Raw genomic sequence first — 16927 nt, 5'->3', positions numbered from 1 at the left:
CCGATCAGTTCCTTCCGGCGGTGGTGGTCGCGGTCGCCGTGGTGGCGCCCGGTGCGGCGGCGCCGTCCCGCTTGCGCTGTTCCTGGAGCTGCTGGCGAAGGAGTTCCAGGCTGCGGACGACCGCGCCCACCTCGTCGTGGTGGCGCGGGTACAGGACGGTGCGGCGGTCCCCGCCGGCGAGCGCCTCGGACTGCCGGGCGAGCTCCCGCAGCGGCCGTACGACCACGATGTGCAGCCAGCCCAGGCAGGCCGCGGCCGCGGTGATGCCGAGCAGCCCGGCCAGGACGGTGCGGTTCTGGAGGCTGTACTCGGGGATGGCCAGGCCGGAGGCGGGCTGCCAGCTGACGACGGTCCAGCCGAGCGACTTCGCCGCTCCGCCGCCCACGAACGGCGCGGCCGCGGCGAGCTCCACGCCGTCACGGCCGCCGTCGCGGAAGAGGACACCGCTGGCACGGGCGCTCAGCCCGGCCTTCTGGTTGGCGCCCGCCACGAACGAGTCGAGCCGCTCCTCGGGGAGCCCCTCGAAGGCGCGGTACCCGGTGTTGCCACCGATGATCCGCCGCTCCTCGTCGACGACCCGGACCTGGCCGAGGCCGGGCCGCTTGAGCAGGGAGTTGAGGAAGTCGATACGGAACTCGCCGACCAGGCGCGCGCCGTCACGGCCCGGGATCTCGGCCTGCCCGGCGATGACGGGTTCCTTGCCCGAGTCGTTGAGGACGCCGAGCTGCCGCTCGGCGAGGTCCTCGGTGGACTCCTCCCGCGGCTCCTCGCCGGCGCCGGCGAGGACCTGGCCGTCGGAGGACAGGACGTACAGCGACTGGTAACGAAGGTGCTCGGTGCGGGTGCGCTCCAGGACCTTCTTCATGTCGTCGGGCGAGGTGCGGTCGCCGATCAGGGACGCCACGGACACGAGGTCCGCGTGGCCCTCGTTGAGCGCGCGCCGCACCCGGTCGGTCAGGGTCTCGGTGCGCTCGCGCTGGTCGCTGACCATCTGCTCGGGTACGACGACGGTGGGACCGGCGCGGTTGAGCAGCAGCAGCATCGGGCCGGACCAGACCAGCAGCAGCACGGCGCAGACGGCGATGAGCGCCCGGCTGCCGACCCGGCCGCGCCTGCCCGGGCGCTGGTCGGCGGTGGAGTCGGCGGACTCGCCGAGGAGCTGGCGGCGTATCCGCTCCAGGGAGTGGCCGATGCGGGCGGCCTCGCCGTGCGACGGGACGGTCACCGGCCGGGTCAGGTCGCCGCGCGTCAGGCGGCGGCTCTCCAGGAACAGCCGGATCAGGGGCCGCTGGACCGTACCGAGGAGAAGGGCCACCGCCAGGGCGCCGATCAGGAACAACGCGCCGGCGGCGAGCAGGCCGAACAGCGGCCCGGCGGAACGGGTCGGGTCCTCGGCCACCTCGACCATGGCGACGACGGTGAGGCCCAGGCCGGTGGCGACGGTGCTCTCACCGGCCTCGGGGCCGGCGAGCGTGGCGTACCCGGCCACGGCGCGTTCGCCCTGGAAGGCCGAGCCGCTCATGCTGCCGCTGACACCGAGGAAGCCCCCGGTACCGGGCTCCTTGGACTTGAGCGGATGCTGCGCCGAGCGGAGGGCGGCGGTCTTCGCGAAGGACTCCAGCTGGTTGTTGGACCGCTTCACGCCGTCGCGCTGGAGGTCGGTCAGGACCTGCTCGGGCTCCGGGATGCCGTCGCTGCTGAGGATGCGGCCCTCGGTGTCCACGACGGCGATGGCGCGGAACTGGCCGAGCGCGATGCCGGGGAAGCGCAGGCTGTTGGAGGCGATCAGCAGTTGCTGGGGCTTGCCCTCCCAGGACAGCAGCGCGAAGGAGAGCAGCCGCGTCTCGCCGTTGCGCAGCCGGATCATGCGGGGGCTGAGCCCGTCCTCCTCGCGGAGCTTGGACGTGTCGATCGCGGTGACCGGCACGTTCTCACCGCGGGCGGCGAGCAGCTTGCCGGACTTGATCTCCAGTACGGCCGTGCCCGTCCACTTCTGGTAGACGTTGCCGATCTTGTCGAGTACGGCGTCGGGCGAGACCGGCTCCGAGGCGCTGAAGAGACCGGCGGTCCGGTTGAGGTCCGTGACACTCTCGTCGATCGAGGCGCGCAGTGCGACGGCGCCGTCCTCGGCGAAGTGTTTCTGGGACGTCAGCACGGCCTTGGGCACATGGTCCTGGTCGGTGTTGCCGAGACCCAGGGCGGTGATGCCCGCCAAGGTGAGCAGCAGGGCCGAGAGGGCCGCGATGGGTGGGCGGATGCCTCCCAGGAGCGACATGTCGGCCCGGCGACGGACCTTGCGCCGCCGCGTCGCGGGCGAAGCGGCCATGAGTGTTCACCTTCAGATTCTGGGCAACAGCGGGTAAGCGGGTGAGCTGGGTCTGCTGGGCACGACACGTGGGTCGGGCGTGACGCCGTACAAGTCCAGCCGAAGCGTCATGACTCATGAGCGCGTGCGGATGGTTGTACGAAAACCGACCACTGTGATGCGCGTTACGCCGGTGCTCCGTCAGTCGGGCAGGTTCTGGAGCGCCCTCAGCCCGTCCTTCGCGGCGCCCCGGTTGAGCATGGTGCCCTGGGTGCGTTCGAACGCGAGCCGGTAGCGGGCCCGTTCCTCGTCCGACAGGTCCTTGGCGTCGCGCAGCGCCCCGGCGACGTCGACCAGGCGGTGGTCCTCCACGCCGGGGATCTCACCGGCGCCGTCGGCCGGCTCCGTGCCGGCCGCGGCCGACTCGTCGGGGTCCGGCGGGATGGTCACGAACGTCGGCACGTAGCGGGCCTGTACGTCCCACGCGCCGTCCTTCTTGCGGAACTCGAACCAGCCGATGACGCCTTCCTCGGTGAGACCGCTGGGCACGTCGTGGCGCGCGAGCTGGTTGCCGAGGCCGTACGCGACCCAGGTGCCGTCGACCTTCTCCATCGGCTGCACCACGTGCGCGTGGTGGCCGATGACGAGGTTGATGCCGGTCTCCTGGGCGAGCCTGCGGGCCAGCTTCAGCTGCGGGGCGCTCGGGTCCGGGTGGTGCTCACGGCCCCAGTGGATGCTGAGGATCACCACCTCGGCGCCGGCCTCGCGGGCCGCCTTCTCCGCGGCCGCGATCTCCTCGAACGAGTTCTGGTTGACGATCCACGGCTTGCCCGCGGGCACTTCACGGCCGTTGAAGCCGAACGCGTACGACAGCTGCGCGACCTTGACGCCCTTCACGTCGAGGACGAGGGGCTTCTCGCCCTCCGCGCGGTTGCGCGCGGAGCCGGTGTGCTTGAGGCCGGCCGCGTCGAGAGCGTCCAGTGTGCGCTTCACGCCGGCGGGGCCGTGGTCGAGCGTGTGGTTCGAGGCGGTCGAGCAGGTGTCGTACCCGACGTTCTTGACCGCGGTGGTGATCTGCGGCGGTACGAGGAAGTCCGGGTAGCTCTGGAACGGGCCTTCCGGCTTGCTCACGACGGGTTCGAAGTGGCAGATGCCCAGGTCGGCCTTGCTGATGACGGGCTTGATCCCGGCCATGATCGGGCCGAAGTCGATGCTGTCGCCGCCCCCCGCCTCCTTGGCGTCCTTGCGGGCCTGGTCCGTCAGCTGCGGGTGGATGAGGATGTCACCCGCCGCGGCGACGGTGAACGCGGGCGGGCCCGCCGGCCCGGCGGCGTCGCCCGTGTCCAGGAGGCCGCACCCTGCCGCTGTCGCCGCCAGGAGGCCGAGGGCGACAGCGCGGGTTATGCCGGGCAAGTGGGGATGTCTCATCACGATGGTATTTTCGCCGCCCTATGACACGGATCCCGACCATGAAGCTAACGATTCTGGTAACTCTGCTGGTCGCAGCCGTCGCTGTGACGGTTGTCACCATGAACACGTCCTCGCAAAAGGACAATTCCGGCGCGGTCGAAAAGGATTCCTCCCGGCCCTCGCGCTCCCCGCGGACCGGGATCGACCTGGAGCGGCGGATCAGCGCCTTCGCCTCGGACGTCGTCGCGGACTCGGGCTACCGCCCGCCGAGCCGTGCGGAGCGGCGCACCGTGGCCGAGGGCGTCGGCCTCCTCGTCGACGGGCGGCGCGCGGAGGCGGACCGCAAGCTCGCCGAGGTCGACTTCGGGGTCCGCACGCTCACCGACGGGGCCACCGGGCGGCGGTACGCCGAGGTCGCGGACGCGGCGGGGGAGGCGAACCGGGGCTGGGGCCGCGTGTACGTCGGCCTCGGCGCCCCGGTCCGCTGGTCGGTGCAGGTTCCGCACCCCGTGGCGGACGTGGGCACCGAGCGGCTCGGGGCGGCCGTGCTGACCGGGCAGCCCGGCGGCGTACTCGTGGTCGCGGGTACGCACCGGGACGCTGGCCGGGGCGACGCGGCGGACGTCGCGCACCGGCGGGACACGGTCTTCCACGCGGTCTGCGCCGAGCTCGTGGAGCGCCGCCTGCCGGGCGTCCAGCTGCACGGCTTCGCGGACAGCACGGAACCGGACTACGACGTGATCGTCTCCACGGGCCGGGGCACGGACCGGGGGGACCGCGAGACCGGACGCCGCCTGGCGCGGGCGCTGGGCGGCCGGGACTTCGAGGTGTGCCGGGCGTGGGCGCGCACGTGCGTGCTGGAGGGCCGGACGAACATGCAGGGGCGCGAGGCGGGCGAACTGGACGTGCCGTTCCTGCACGTGGAGTTCGCCCGCTCGGTACGGTCCGACGCGGCGAGGGCGGGCCGGGCGGTGGCGGCGGTGCGCGGCACGGTGGCGGCCTGGCGGTAGGGCCGCCCCTGCGGCGGGCCCGTCTCCCCGGGCCTTCCGGCCCCTTCTCGTCCCTTCCGGATCCTTCTGGCCCTTTCCGGGCCGGGGTCAGGAACCGCCGCCCACCGGCGCCGCGCACACCGACGGGACCCAGGGGGCGTTCTGGGCGTGGTGGCGCCTCGTCTCGTCGTCGAGCTGCTCCAGCAGGCCCTCCAGCAGATCGTGGTCCGCCGGAGCCGCGAGGAATTCCAGTACGGCGCGGTGGAAGGCCCCCCGCAGCTCCGGCGGCATGACGTCCGAGGCGTCGGTGCACAGCCGTTTCGCGCCCGACAGGGTCTCTTCGACGGCCCGGTTCGCCCAGGCGTCGCCGTACGCGCCGACGGAGACCGGGAAGAACGGCCGGTTGCGCTCGGGCACCGCCCGCGCCCAGGTGGCCCGTGCCGGGTCCCCGGTGAGGAAAGTGATCAGCGACCGTGAGCTCCCGGTGTCGCGGAACAGGGCGGCCATGTCGCCGGCCACCTCGTACGCGTTCCGGCCGTTGGCGAGCTCCGGGACGGCCTCGGTGGTGGGGACGAACGCGATGTCCTCGCCGTACAGCCGCCGGACGAAACTGCCCTGGTGTTCGCGGGCGCAGCCCCGGCCGTCCGCCGCCAGCAGGCCCTTGCCGTCGTTGCCCTGGAAGTCGTTGGCGAGGGCGGCGGCGGCCTGCGTGCCGCTGCCGCCGGGGGCGATGAGCCGGCCCCAGGTCCTCCACGCCTCGCGGACCTCCGGGCTGCGCCACGGCAGCTCGCCGGTCGCCCACTGCTCGTACACCGCCGGGCCCGACCGCTGGAGCAGGATGTCCTCGATCCAGTCGCTGCCCGGCCACCCCGAGGTCGCGCCGGAACCCATGCCGAGGCACCAGGCGCCCCGCCGGGCCGAGCGGTCCGGGTAGTGCCAGACGACGCTCTTGAGGTCGACCTTCACCGGGGTCCAGTAGGTGTTCTTGCGCCGGTCGACGGTGAGCTCGGGGGCCCACGGCAGCGGGGAGCGCTCGCGCACCTCGTCGGGAAGCGGCACCAGCTCGCCGGCGTGCGCGTACTCGGTGAGCTCGCCGAGGCTGTTCAGTACGGCGATGTCGGGCGGCGAGCCGGCCTGCACCTGGGCGAGGAGCGTCTCGCGCAGCGACGTCGTGCCCTGGTAGTCGACCTCGATCCCGTACTTCTCCCTGAACCGGTCGAGCACCGTCTCGAAGCTCTCCTCCTCGTCGCCGGTCCAGGGGCCGAGGACGCTCACGGCGGGGCGGGGCTCCTGGGCGCACGCGGCGGAGGCCAGCGCGAGCCCGGCGAGGAGGCAGGAGGTCAGCAGCAGCCGAAGACCCGTCCGGCGACGGGGGCGACGGGGGCAGCCGGGACGGCTGGGACGGTTCACCGGTGGCCTCCTGCGGGGCGCCGGGGGACGGCGTACTCGACGAGGAGCGGCTGGAGCGTCCCCACGACGACCCCCGCCATCAGTACGGCCGCGAGCGGAACGAAGCCCGCGCCCGGGACCCAGACGTCGGCGTTCCCCTCCTGTGCCGCCCTCTCCATGCCGGACTCGGCGGTGACGACGGCCGCCGCCTGCTGGCCGGGGGTGCCGGCCGGCGTCAGCAGCCCGGCCGCCTCCTGCGCCAGCGTCTGGCTCCGGTGCGCCTGCCACGTCCCGAACGCCAGCACGGGAACGGCGGCCAGCAGCACCGTCACCGCCGCCAGCGGGACGCTCAGCCGCAGCCGGAAGCGCCGCCGCAGGAACACCTGCGTGCCGACCAGCCGCACGCCGAGCAGCAGGCAGGCCGTCACCGCCACCGGCCAGGCCAGCAGCGGTGCGACGCCCCAGTCCTGCCGGCGGTCCAGCGCGGCGCTCTGCCGGTCCTGGAGGGCGGCGATCCGGGCGAGGACGCCCGACGTGCGGGCGTGCATCATCGTCTGCGCGTACGAGAGGTTGGCGAGGCTCAGGTGCGCCTTGTCCGACTGGGTCCACGCCCCGTCGATGCGCAGGGCGTAGCTGTCGACGAGCCCGGACGCGATGCGCAGGGTCTGCTGGTCCTCGCGGTTCAGGGCGCCCGTCGCGGCGGCCCGGGCGAGGCTGCTCCTGGCCTCGGCGAGCTGGGTCCGGTACTCCTCGCCGCGCGCCAGGATGTCCGGCCACCTGTGGTCGCGGGCCCGGTGGCGCAGGTGGTCGCGGGCCGTGGTGTCGGCCTGCCGGAGGGAGGTGTGGGCCCGGGCGAGTTCCACGACGGCGGGCCCGGTGCGGTCCCGGATCGCCACGGAGTCGCTGTGGATCTCGTCGTACGCGCCGAAGAGCGTCGCGCCGCCGACGGCGGTGAGCGTGAGCAGCCACAGGAGCTGGCGGTGCAGGTAGCCGACGGTGGTGACGCCGTCGGCTCCGGTGGCCGAGCGCCAGAACCGGCGCGCGAGGCCCCTCACCCGGAGTCCCGCGGCTTGTCCGGCGACGTGCCCCGCGACTTGTCCCGAGGCTTCCGCTGCGGCTCCCTTTGCGACGGCAGCATGGTGCTGTGGGAGCGCAGCACCATCGCCGAGTTGATGTCGAGGGGACGGATGTCGGGGCGGATCTCCACCTCGCCGGCCGCCGCGTCGATGATCCGTACGACATCGCCCAGGCGCTGCAGCATGGGCTCGTTGCCCATGGCGTGGGCGCGGCGCACCGCCTCGCCCCAGGCGGCGCGCGCCCGCGCCGCGTCACCGGCGCGCTGGGCGGCGCGGCCCTCCTCCAGGCCGCGGACGAGGGCGTCGTGGTGGGCGTAGTGCGCCACCTTGGGGTCGTACCTGCTGTAGAGGTCGCGGTGGTGCGTCCAACGGACCAGCAGGGGCCGCGCGGGCGGGAGCTGCGGCGACGGGCCCTCGGCCCGCGGATCCCGCACCACCTTCAGGTCGGCCAGCCACAACGGCCGGTCGACGGGCTCCTGCGGCGTGCGGGAGGCGGCGACGCACACCAGGTACTCGCGGGTCTCCTCGCCCCACGGCGGCATCGGGAACTCCAGGCACCGGTCCCCGGCCGTCACGCGGTCCGGCAGCAGGTCGCGGCGGGTGGGGTGGACCTGCCGGACGGTCAGCGGGGCACTGCCGGGGCGGTGGGCGAGGCGCAGACGCAGACCGGTGACCCGGCGGGCCGCCGACTCGGCGGCGAGGGCACGGAACTCGGCGGGCAGCGCGTCGAGGTCGCGTACGGCGTCGGCCCTGCCGTTGAGGCTGCCGGCGACCAGCTGGAGCTCGTCGGGGTCCCAGTCCTCGCCGATGCCGAGGGCGTCGCAGGTGAACAGGGTTGAACAGGCGGCGAGTTCGGAGGCGAGGGTGTCGTGCTGTTCGTGCTCGTTGCGGCCGTCGCTGAGCAGCAGCGCGTGCCGGACGGCGGAACCGGGGAGCTGCCCGAACAGCTCGCGGGCGAGAGCGAGCCAGCTGCCGATGGCCGTACCGCCGCTCGGCGCGAGGCGGCTCACGGCCTCCTGCGCCTCCTCGCGGGTGGTGGCGTCGGCGCGTACGAGGGCCGGGGCGGCGCCGGTCTTCGCGGGGTAGACCGGCTCCGCGGTGTGGCGTCCGGCGACGATCGCGAAGTACGTGCCGTCGGGCAGCGCGCGTACCACCTCCGCCGCCGCGTCCTGGGCGGCCCAGAGCTTCTCGCGCGGATAGCCCATGGACGCGGAGCAGTCGAGGAGCAGGACCTCGGCCCTGGCGGGGGCGGTTGTTCTCGTCCCTGCCTCCATTCCCGCCCCCGTTCCCGCCCCGCCCCCCGGGGTCAGCGTCACGGTCACCACGGCGCACATGCGCGTCCCGCCCTCGGCTCCGCGTTCCACCGAGACACAGGGTTGCTGGCTCACTTCGAGGGAGACGGCTCCTGCGACTTCCTTGGCTCCTGCGGCTCCTGCGGCTCCTGCGGCTCCTGCGGCTCCTGCGGCTCCTGCGGCTCCTGCGGCTCCTGCGGCTCCTGCGGCTCCTGCAACTCCTGCGGCTCCTGCGGCTTCTGCTGCTCCCGCTGCTCCTGTCCCTCCCGGCCCTGAGACACCTTCCACGCCTCTCGTATCTCCCGCACCCTCTGTGCCGTCCTGAGCCATGCGTGCTCCTTGTATGTCCAGCGCAGCGGCCGTACCCCGTTGGCCAGGTCGAGGAGCGCGTGCGCCCGCACGTCGCCCGCCTGCTGGGAGAGGCCCCGATACGCCTCCTCCAGGCGCCTGCGCAGCCTGTTCTCGGTGAGTTCCCCGTTCTGGACGCGCTCGCGGAGTTCCGCCAGCCGCTTCGCTCTGCCCTCCTCGCCGCCGGGCGCGCCGCAGACCCAGTCGAGGACGACCTCCCGGATGTGCGTCTCCAGCCGCAGCACCGCGTGCCGGTCCGTCAGTCCCTCCTCCTCCCGCAGCTGCGTGACCCGGGCGAGCGCGCTGACGAGGGACTCCAGAGGCGGTGGTGAACCGTCCGGGAACCTCCGCCCCGCCAGGATGCGTACGATCGCGGTCCGCGCGGCCGTCCGGTGCCGGGAGTCCTTGGGCACGCGCTCCAGGATCTCCAGGGCCTCCTTCCGCCTCTCCGCGGCGAGGTGGATCCGGGCGAGTCCGAAGGCCGCGCTGCCCAGGGAGTGGTTGCGCAGCCACACCGCCTCGTAGTACGCCCTGGCGCGGTCCGGCCGGCCGAGCCGTTCGTAGCAGTAGCCGAGGGCGAGCTTGGGGGCGTACTCGCCGGGGAGCGAGTCGTAGACGTGGTCGAACTCCTCGCGGGCCTCGTCGATCCGGTCGTCGCCGAGGTGCAGCAGCCCGGCGTGCCAGTGCAGGCGCCAGTCGTGCGGTGCCATGGCGCCGACGAGGCCGCCGGCCAGGCCGAGTTCGGCGCGCGCCGTGTCGTGGTGGGCGCGCTGCCGGGTGCGGCGGGCGAGGTCGAGGTGCAGGCGGCAGCGCAGCAGGTGCAGTTCGACGGACGGCTCCCAGCCCGCGAGGAGTTGCAGCAGGCCCGGCGCGTCGTACGAGATGCGGGCGAGCGACGCCGCGTGGGGGTCGTCGGGGTCGGTCCTGGGCACGGGCAGGCCCACCGCGACCTCGTCGGGGGACGGCCGCGCGGCGTTCAGCGGGAGGTGGTGGGCGCCGTACGCCCAGCGGTCGAGGACGGGGGCCTCGCCGAGGCCGCCGTCGAGTGCGGCCGACGCCGGTTCGAAGAGCCGGGAGGGCTCGAAGGTCTCCGTGCGGAGCCGCAGCGACCGCAGCTCGCGGATGACGCCGCGCAGTTGGAGCGACATCTCGGCGGCCGTGGCGAACCGTCTGCGCGGCTCTTCGTCGGTGGCGCGGGCGAGCGCGCGCTTCAGGGACTCGGCGCCGAGCCCGGGGGCGGGGTGGCGGGCGGATTCGGTGAGTTCGCGCAGGGTCATGCCGACGCTGTAGAGGTCGGACTGGGGGTACGCCCGGCCGTCCGGCTCGACCTCGGGGCCCTTGTAGAGGTCGGTGTACGGGCCGGGAGCCCCGAACTCCCGCACGCCCCCCACATCAATGATCTTGATGCCGTCGCCGCAGTGCATGACGTTGTCCGGCTTCATGTCGCCGTACACCTTGCGCTCGTACGTGTGCAGATAGCCGAGCGCGTCGAGGATCCGGATCCCGTAACTGACGACGAACTCGTGCACGCGCGGGCCGGCGAACGGCTCCTTGTCGCGCCTGATGCGTTCGGCGATCTGGTGCAGCGCCATCCCGCCCGCGAACTCCATCACGATGTAGTCGGTGCCGGTGGGGCGGTGCGTCGCGTAGTTGATGACGCGGATGATGTCCTTGTGGTTGAGGTCGGTCAGGTGCCGGCGCTCGCGCAGGGCGACCTCGCGCGCCAGTGAACTGTGCGGATTGCGCAGGCCCTTGAGGGCGACCGGCCGGTTGTAGAGCTGGACGTCCTCGGCGAGGTACACCCAGCCGAGGCCGCCGTGGGCGATGGGCCCGACGACCTGGTACTGGTCGGCGAGCACGTCGTCGCCGGACAGCTGGGGCTGGAGCGCGTACGGCGTGCCGCAGGTGCAGACCCCTCTGGAGGCCAGGACGCCGATGAACTCCGTGCAGTCGGAGTTGCCGCACCGCATGACGTGGGCGGGGGACCGGTCCTCGGCGGGCTCGACGAGGAGGGCGGGGTCGGGGACCTCGACGCGGGGGAGGTCCATGAGGCCGTCACCGGCGCGGGAGAGCACGAACTGCTCGGCGGGCTCCGGGCGGGGGGCTCCCGCCGGCGCCGGGCCCACCGAACCGCCGGACCCGGCGCCCGTACCGCTGTCGCCTGCGCCGCTGTCGCCCGCGTCGCCGTTGCCCGTACCGTTGCCGTCCGCGCCCCCTTCGTCCTCGGCCCCGACGGGCAGGCCGGTCAGGTCGCAGAATCCGGTCTCCGTGACCCTGCCGGCGCACCCGGGGTGCGGACACGCCCTCACGGCCCCTCCTCCGTCCCCGTCCCCGGGTGCGCTTCGAGCGCTGTGCGGGCCTCCCGTACGAACCGGTCGACCGCCGCCTCCGCCACCGCCGGCTCGCACGGCCCGCCGGTCAGCAGCCGCTGAGCGTCCTGGTGCACCGAGGCCGCGGCCTCGGTGATGCCGTGGGCGGCGAGGCGCGCCTGGTACCCGTCGAGGAGGCCCCGCAGCTCCTGGTGGCGGGCGAGCTGCCGGGCCAGCAGCCGGTGGGCGGTCTCCGCCTCCAGCAGAGCGGTTTCCGCGGTCCTCTCGACGTACGACAGCTTGACGAGGAAACCGGTGGTGCCCTGCTGCGGGTCGGCCTCCAGGCGGGCCGCCTTGAGTTCCAGGTCCGGGGCGTAGCGGGGCGGGCGCGGCAGCGGGCCGACACAGCTCGCCGCGCGTCGGCGCAGGTCCCGGGCGTCCTCTTCGGTACGGGCTAGCACGGCGATCCGGCGGCCGACGCGCTCCAGCCAGCGCCGGGGGCACGCCGGATCGAGGAGGAGTTCGTGCGTACGGCGCAGGGCGGGCGAGCCGAGCTGCCGGAAGACGAGCAGCAGCCGCCCGCCGCGCCGTACCAGCGTGTGCAGCAGCTCCACGGTCTCCACCGGCCGGGCGGCCTCGTCCACGCCGCAGACCACGGTGGTCAGCGGCAGGGCGCCGGCCGCGACGCGGGCGGACGGGGGCAGGGGGCCGGGGCCGTCGAGCCCCATGCCCTCGGCGATCTCCTCGGCGACCTGCGCGGGGGTCTTGTCCCTGACGACGAGGGCCAGGTCGATGCTGCCGGCGCGCGGGGCCGGACCGGTGTCGTCGTGATCGTCGTACGACGGGCGGGAGGTGCGGGGGGAGCGTTCGCGGTCGGCGCGGGTGAGGGTGGTGCGCAGGGCGAAGTCGGCCTCCGCGTCCTCGTGCCGTACGAACGTGATCTCCACGTCGGCCATGTCGTCCTCGGCCGCCAGCCAGCGGGTGAGCCAGCGCGCGAATCCGCGGTCGGGGGCGAGGGGGGCGGAGGCGGGGCCGCCCGGTTCGCCGGGGAAGCCGGGGGGGAGCGGGGGCCGGCCGCCGATGTAGTGTCCGGGCTCGGCCTCGCGCAGCCGTCCGAGGTGCTTGACGATCGTGCCGGTCGGGATCATGTAACCGTGCCGGTGGTGCGCGCCCTCGCGGTCCGATTCGAGCTTGCTGACGACGATCCCGATGACGTGGCCGGTGCGGTTGTCGACCACTCCGGCGCCGCTGAAGCGCCGGATGATGGTGTCGGCCTCGGTGACCGGATCGATCTGCACCCACTCGTCACCGGGCCCTCCCGGCCCCTTGATGAGCGCCTCGGCCCACTTGCCGCCCGTGAGGCGGGAGGGGTAGCCGGCGAAGTGGATGCGGTGGTTCCAGAGGGTGGGCAGCCGGTGGAGGGTGGCGTACGAGGCGACGGGGGGCGGCCCGGCGATCCGGAGGAGGGCGAGATCGCCGGTGTGGTCGTCGGCGCGGGGGACCCAGTGGCCGGGGACGACGGTGGCGCGCAGGCCGGCGGAACCGGCCCCGCCGGAGCCCGGGAACTCGACGACCACGGACGGCTGGTGCTGGTCGGTCCCGGCGATCCGGATGACGTGCGCGCAGGTCAGAACGAGCCCGTCCCGCAGCAGCACCCCGGCCCCGAGCACCCGGCCGCGCGGGTCGTCGGTGCGCAGCCGTACGCGCCAAGTCTCTTGATCGGTGGAGAAGTTGGTCTCACTGATCAGCGCCCCCATGCTGTACCAGCATAGTCGCGACCGGTGACAATGGGGCCTCGGCGTCAGTGGGGGGATGTGGGCAGGGTGACCGCGGAAGACCGGACGCAGGGCGTGGAACTGGCCGACGTGATCAGCCGGGTACGGGAAGAACTCGAGGTGGCCCAGCGCCGGGGAAGAGCGAGTGGCATGCGCTTCCGGGTGGAGAGGGTGAACCTGGAGTTCGAGGTCCAGGTCCGCCGTGAGACCGGCGGCAGGGGCGGCCTGCGCATCGGAGTGGTCACGGCGGACGCGGGCAGGACGACGGCGAACGACACGACCCACCGCATCCAGGTGGAACTGCGGCCCTGGAGCCGGGACGACGGCGGTCCGGTGGACGTGGGGGGCGAGCCGGAAGAGGGCTGAGCCCGGCGGGGCGGGGCGCCGCGCGGGGCCGCCCGGGCCGGCCCGGAGCAGGTCCCGTTGACGACGTCCCGGGCTGTTGCCCCCGCCCGGCCCGCGGCCGAGGACGTCACGCGGATCACGGAAGAAATCCAGACCGTGACTGTCACTGGCATGTCATACGCTGACCCCTCTCGGCAGCGCTCCACGCGCCCATCGTCGGCGCGAGGGGGGATGCGCGGCCTTCTCATGCCCACCCGGCGGTCGCCGGGTTCCTTCTGTGGGGGTTTACATCACTGTGCGCAGGCGCAGCATTTCGACCGCGACGGCGCTCGCGGTCCTCTTCAGTTCCGCGGCGCTCGTCGCGGGCACAGCGGGTCCGGCAGCGGCCGACTCCGCGAAGGTCCTGTCGGTGAAGTCGGTCGGCGACCTCGTCGTGGACGGGACCCACCAGCGGGTCTACGTGTCCGACCCGGCCGACGGCAAGATCGTCGTCACCGACTACACGGGTACCGTCAAGGCGACCCTCACCGGCCTGCCCGGCGTGACCGGCCTCGCGCTGTCCGCCGACTCCGGCCAGGTGTACGCGGCCGTCAAGGACACCGGCCGGATCGTCTCGGTGGAGACGGGCACGTACACGCAGACGGCGAGTTATGACCTGACCGGCGCCGACGCCCCGGCCGGCCTGGAGATCGTGGACGGTCGCCTGTGGTTCGGCTACGGGTCACGCATCGGGTCGCTCGACGTCTCCGGCGCCGAGCCCCTCGTGAGGCTCGACCAGAACGCGGGCGCCGACTTCTCCGGCGCCGCGCCGCTCCTCGGCGCCGACCCGGCCGCGCCGGGCGTCCTGGTGGCGGGGGCCGGCGGCCGGCTCGCCGTGTACGACGTCTCCGCCGAGGGGGCGGCGCTGCGGGTCCAGGGCAGCATGGACACCGGCGTGAAGCAGCTCGACCTGACGCCCGACGGCACCCAGGTCCTCACCTCCTGGGACGGCAGCGGGTACGGGTACGGCTTCCCCGCCTACTCCACCACCAGCCTGGAGGAGGTGGCGAGCTATCCGACCGAGGCGTACCCGAACGCGATCGCCGTCGCCCCCGACGGCACCGTCGCGGGCGGTTCCTTCTCCTGGTACGCCCCCGACGTCCACATCCACCGGGCGGGCGACCCGAAGCCGGCACGGCAGTACGAGTTCCCCAACACCGGCAACAGCAGCGGCGGCGACACCCTGGTCCCCGGCGCGCTGGCCTGGGCGCCGGACAGCAGCCGGGTGTTCGCGGTGTCGGAGAACAGCTACGGCACGTTCACCCTGCGCGCCCTGACCGACCCCGCCAAGGAGCTTCCCGCTCTGACGGTGTCGGCTCCCACCAGCGCCGAGCGCGCCCAGAAGCTCACCGTCACCGGGAAGCTGACCTCGAAGACGGCGCTCCCGGCGGGCACGGCCCTCAAGGTGACCCGTACGGACGTCGAGTCCCCGAGCGGCAAGGCCCTGCCCGCCGCCGGCACGAAGGCCGACGGCACCTTCTCCTTCACGGACACACCGCCCGCCGGCGGCAGGGTCACCTACAAGGTGGCGTACGCGGGCGACGCCACGCACGCCCCCGCCTCCGGTTCCGACGCGGTGCAGGTCTCGCGCAAGGCGCCCACGCTGACCCTGAACCGCAACGGCAACGTCTACACGTACGGCACCGACGTCTCCTTCACGGCGCACCTCGGTACGACGTACAAGAACCGTGTCGTCGAGATCTACGCCAACCCCTACGGCTCCGACAGGCCGAACAGGCTGCTGAAGAAGGCCCAGGTCAACTCGCAGGGCAACCTGTCGGCGACCGTGGACATGACGCGCGACACCGTCGTCACCGCCGTCTTCGCGGGCGACGCCCGCTACGCCTCCAAGACCGCGAAGTCGACCGCGTACGCCAAGGCGAAGGTGTCCGTGGGCGTCACCAGGCACTACAAAACGGGCAAGATCGGCTCCACGACGTACTCCTACTTCCGGAAGAGCACCGACCCGCTGTTCACCACGACCATGAACTACTACTCGGGCCGCAAGCAGCGGTTCGAGCTGGAGGTCTACCACCAGGGCACCTGGTACGCCTCCACGTCCGAGTACTTCGCGCTGGGCACCGACGGCAGGTCCGCCGTCAGGCTGGAGGCGCCGGGCGAGTCCGGCATCCGCGCCCGGATGCGCTCGTCGTACGTCAACGGCTCCTCCGGCGACAACGTCAACAGCACGGCGCACACGGCCTGGAAGTACTTCACCTTCACCAACTAGGCACGCCTGAACCACCGTTCCGCTACGGCCTCCCGCGCTCCCGTGGGGGGCCGTAGCCGCGTCCCCGGACCCGCCGGCACCTCCCGGCGGGCAGGGGGGGCGGCAGGACCTGAACCGGGCGGCCGGCTCAGGCGCCACCGTGCGATCATGCGGTGGATGACGGCCCGGGGGGTGCCGGAGCAGTGGGCGACGCGAGGAGTTCAGCGTGAACGCGGGTGGGGACCAGGGCGGTTCGTCCGTGTCCGACGAGGAGTGGGAGCGGTTCCTCCGGGAGTCGGCGGAGGGCGTGCCGGACGCACCCGAGGAGCCCTCGGCGCGGGCCCGGGCCGTGGCGCGGCGGCTGCGCGAGGAGCCCGCGACGGCGGAGGCGTGGCGCACGTACACGCCGGCTGAGCCGAGGCGGCTGAAGGGCTGGTACGCGGTCGGGCTGCTGGCCGCGCTCGCCCTGCTGGTCGTGGCGCTCATCCCGGGGCGGGTGACCGGATGGTTCGGCGCTGACGGTGAGACCGGCGGGCCGCTCGCCACGGAGTCGAAGCGCCCGGACCGGCCGCCCCCCACGGAGGCGGCCCGGCGGCCCACCCTGGACGAACCGTTCAGGGGCTCGCCCGCGGCGCGCTGGGCGAGCGGCACGGCCGGGATCGCGGTACCCGCGGCCGGAGCGACCGGCTGGATGAGCACGGCACAGGTCGAGCGGGCTCTCGGCCGGACCCGGGACTTCCTCGCCGCGTCCAGCCTGGATCCGGGCGTGCTGCGGGGCGCGCGCCCCGCACGGGCGATCGCGCTGATCAACCCGCACCAGCAGGACGTCCAGGACTTCCTCGCGACCGCGTTCCGCGCGCCGAGCAGGAGGAACGACCCGCTGATGCTCTTCAGCCGGTTCGACGAGGCGCATGTGCGCCTCGTCGGGGACGTGGTCAGGACCCGGGGCCGGATCACGTACCGGGAGGGCGAGCGGGGCGCCCTCCGGGTGACCGCGGATGTGACGTACGTGTACCCGGTCACGCGGGCGGCGGCGGGCAGCGACGAGGTCGCGCGCACGATCGTGCGGCGCGAGGTGGTGCTGAACTGGGACGACCCCGCGAAGGTGATCACCGAACCGGGAACCTTCTCCCTCGTCTCGTACAAGGCCCACACGACCAACGGCGACTGCGACACGGTCACCGGCTACTTCACCCCGGAGTTCGCCGCCGAACAGCCGGACGCCGGGGCGGGTGACGGCCCCGGGGTCGACCCGTACGACCGCAGTGCCTCGATGGCCGAGCGGATGCGCGGGGCCGCGGACGAAGGGTGCGGGACCGCGACGCGGTCGTGAGCGGACCTGGAAGAACCTCCGTGACTGCCGCCTGCGCGGCGACGGCGTCCCCACCGCCGTGCTCGGCATCGCACGGCTGCACAACCTCACCCTCACGGGATGACTCCC

Annotated in this window: 11 protein-coding genes and 1 pseudogene; 5 read left to right on the top strand and 7 right to left on the bottom strand. The window is 73.5% G+C overall.

Annotation, left to right across the window (positions count from 1 at the left end; all coding sequences use genetic code 11):
- Positions 1-4: 4 nt before the first annotated feature.
- Positions 5-2326, bottom strand: a complete 2322-nt coding sequence (locus ABD374_RS19455) for a cache domain-containing protein (RefSeq protein ID WP_344496823.1) — start codon at positions 2324-2326, stop codon at positions 5-7.
- A 180-nt stretch (positions 2327-2506) separates the two neighbouring features.
- Positions 2507-3733, bottom strand: coding sequence for a CapA family protein (locus ABD374_RS19450; protein ID WP_344496822.1), 1227 nt, complete (start codon positions 3731-3733; stop codon positions 2507-2509).
- Between the two features lie 101 nt (positions 3734-3834).
- Here ABD374_RS19450 and ABD374_RS19445 point away from each other — a divergent pair, with 101 nt between their 5' ends.
- Complete coding sequence (locus ABD374_RS19445; RefSeq protein ID WP_344496821.1) at positions 3835-4725, top strand: hypothetical protein; 891 nt, start codon at positions 3835-3837, stop codon at positions 4723-4725.
- Positions 4726-4812: 87 nt separating this feature from the next.
- Here ABD374_RS19445 and ABD374_RS19440 read toward each other — a convergent pair whose 3' ends face one another.
- Genes ABD374_RS19440 through ABD374_RS19420 form a run of 5 tightly spaced genes read right to left on the bottom strand, consistent with a single transcriptional unit; the run spans position 4813 to position 12875 of the window.
- Positions 4813-6114 (bottom strand): extracellular solute-binding protein, encoded by a 1302-nt coding sequence (locus ABD374_RS19440; RefSeq protein ID WP_344496820.1) that lies wholly within the window; start codon positions 6112-6114, stop codon positions 4813-4815.
- Entirely contained in the window at positions 6111-7148 is a 1038-nt protein-coding gene (locus ABD374_RS19435) for a hypothetical protein (RefSeq protein WP_344496819.1), read from the bottom strand. The genes ABD374_RS19440 and ABD374_RS19435 overlap by 4 nt, the downstream gene beginning before the upstream one ends.
- Entirely contained in the window at positions 7145-8557 is a 1413-nt protein-coding gene (locus ABD374_RS19430) for a vWA domain-containing protein (RefSeq protein ID WP_344496818.1), read from the bottom strand. The genes ABD374_RS19435 and ABD374_RS19430 overlap by 4 nt, the downstream gene beginning before the upstream one ends.
- Positions 8554-11118: a tetratricopeptide repeat protein gene (locus tag ABD374_RS19425; protein ID WP_344496817.1), complete on the bottom strand. Its 2565-nt coding sequence runs from the start codon at positions 11116-11118 to the stop codon at positions 8554-8556. The genes ABD374_RS19430 and ABD374_RS19425 overlap by 4 nt, the downstream gene beginning before the upstream one ends.
- Positions 11115-12875, bottom strand: coding sequence for a trypsin-like peptidase domain-containing protein (locus ABD374_RS19420; RefSeq protein ID WP_344496816.1), 1761 nt, complete (start codon positions 12873-12875; stop codon positions 11115-11117). The genes ABD374_RS19425 and ABD374_RS19420 overlap by 4 nt, the downstream gene beginning before the upstream one ends.
- A 66-nt stretch (positions 12876-12941) precedes the next feature.
- Between ABD374_RS19420 and ABD374_RS19415 the strand changes: the two genes are divergently transcribed.
- The 4 genes and pseudogenes from ABD374_RS19415 to ABD374_RS19400 all read left to right on the top strand — a co-directional run.
- Complete coding sequence (locus tag ABD374_RS19415) at positions 12942-13259, top strand: trypco2 family protein (protein ID WP_344496815.1); 318 nt, start codon at positions 12942-12944, stop codon at positions 13257-13259.
- A gap of 274 nt (positions 13260-13533) precedes the next feature.
- Positions 13534-15507 carry an Ig-like domain repeat protein gene (locus tag ABD374_RS19410; protein WP_344496814.1) on the top strand — a complete coding sequence of 658 codons (1974 nt, stop codon included), beginning with the start codon at positions 13534-13536 and terminating at the stop codon, positions 15505-15507.
- Positions 15508-15712: 205 nt separating this feature from the next.
- Complete coding sequence (locus tag ABD374_RS19405; RefSeq protein WP_344496813.1) at positions 15713-16819, top strand: hypothetical protein; 1107 nt, start codon at positions 15713-15715, stop codon at positions 16817-16819.
- Positions 16815-16922, top strand: a pseudogene (locus tag ABD374_RS19400) (IS5/IS1182 family transposase); the annotation flags it as partial. The gene ABD374_RS19405 and the pseudogene ABD374_RS19400, both read left to right, overlap by 5 nt.
- Positions 16923-16927 lie beyond the last annotated feature (5 nt).

The sequence above is a fragment of the Streptomyces enissocaesilis genome (assembly GCF_039533765.1).
GTDB classification, from domain to species: Bacteria; Actinomycetota; Actinomycetes; order Streptomycetales; family Streptomycetaceae; genus Streptomyces; species Streptomyces enissocaesilis.
Note: the sequence above shows the minus strand (reverse complement) of the source record. Positions and strands in the feature narration are given on the sequence as shown.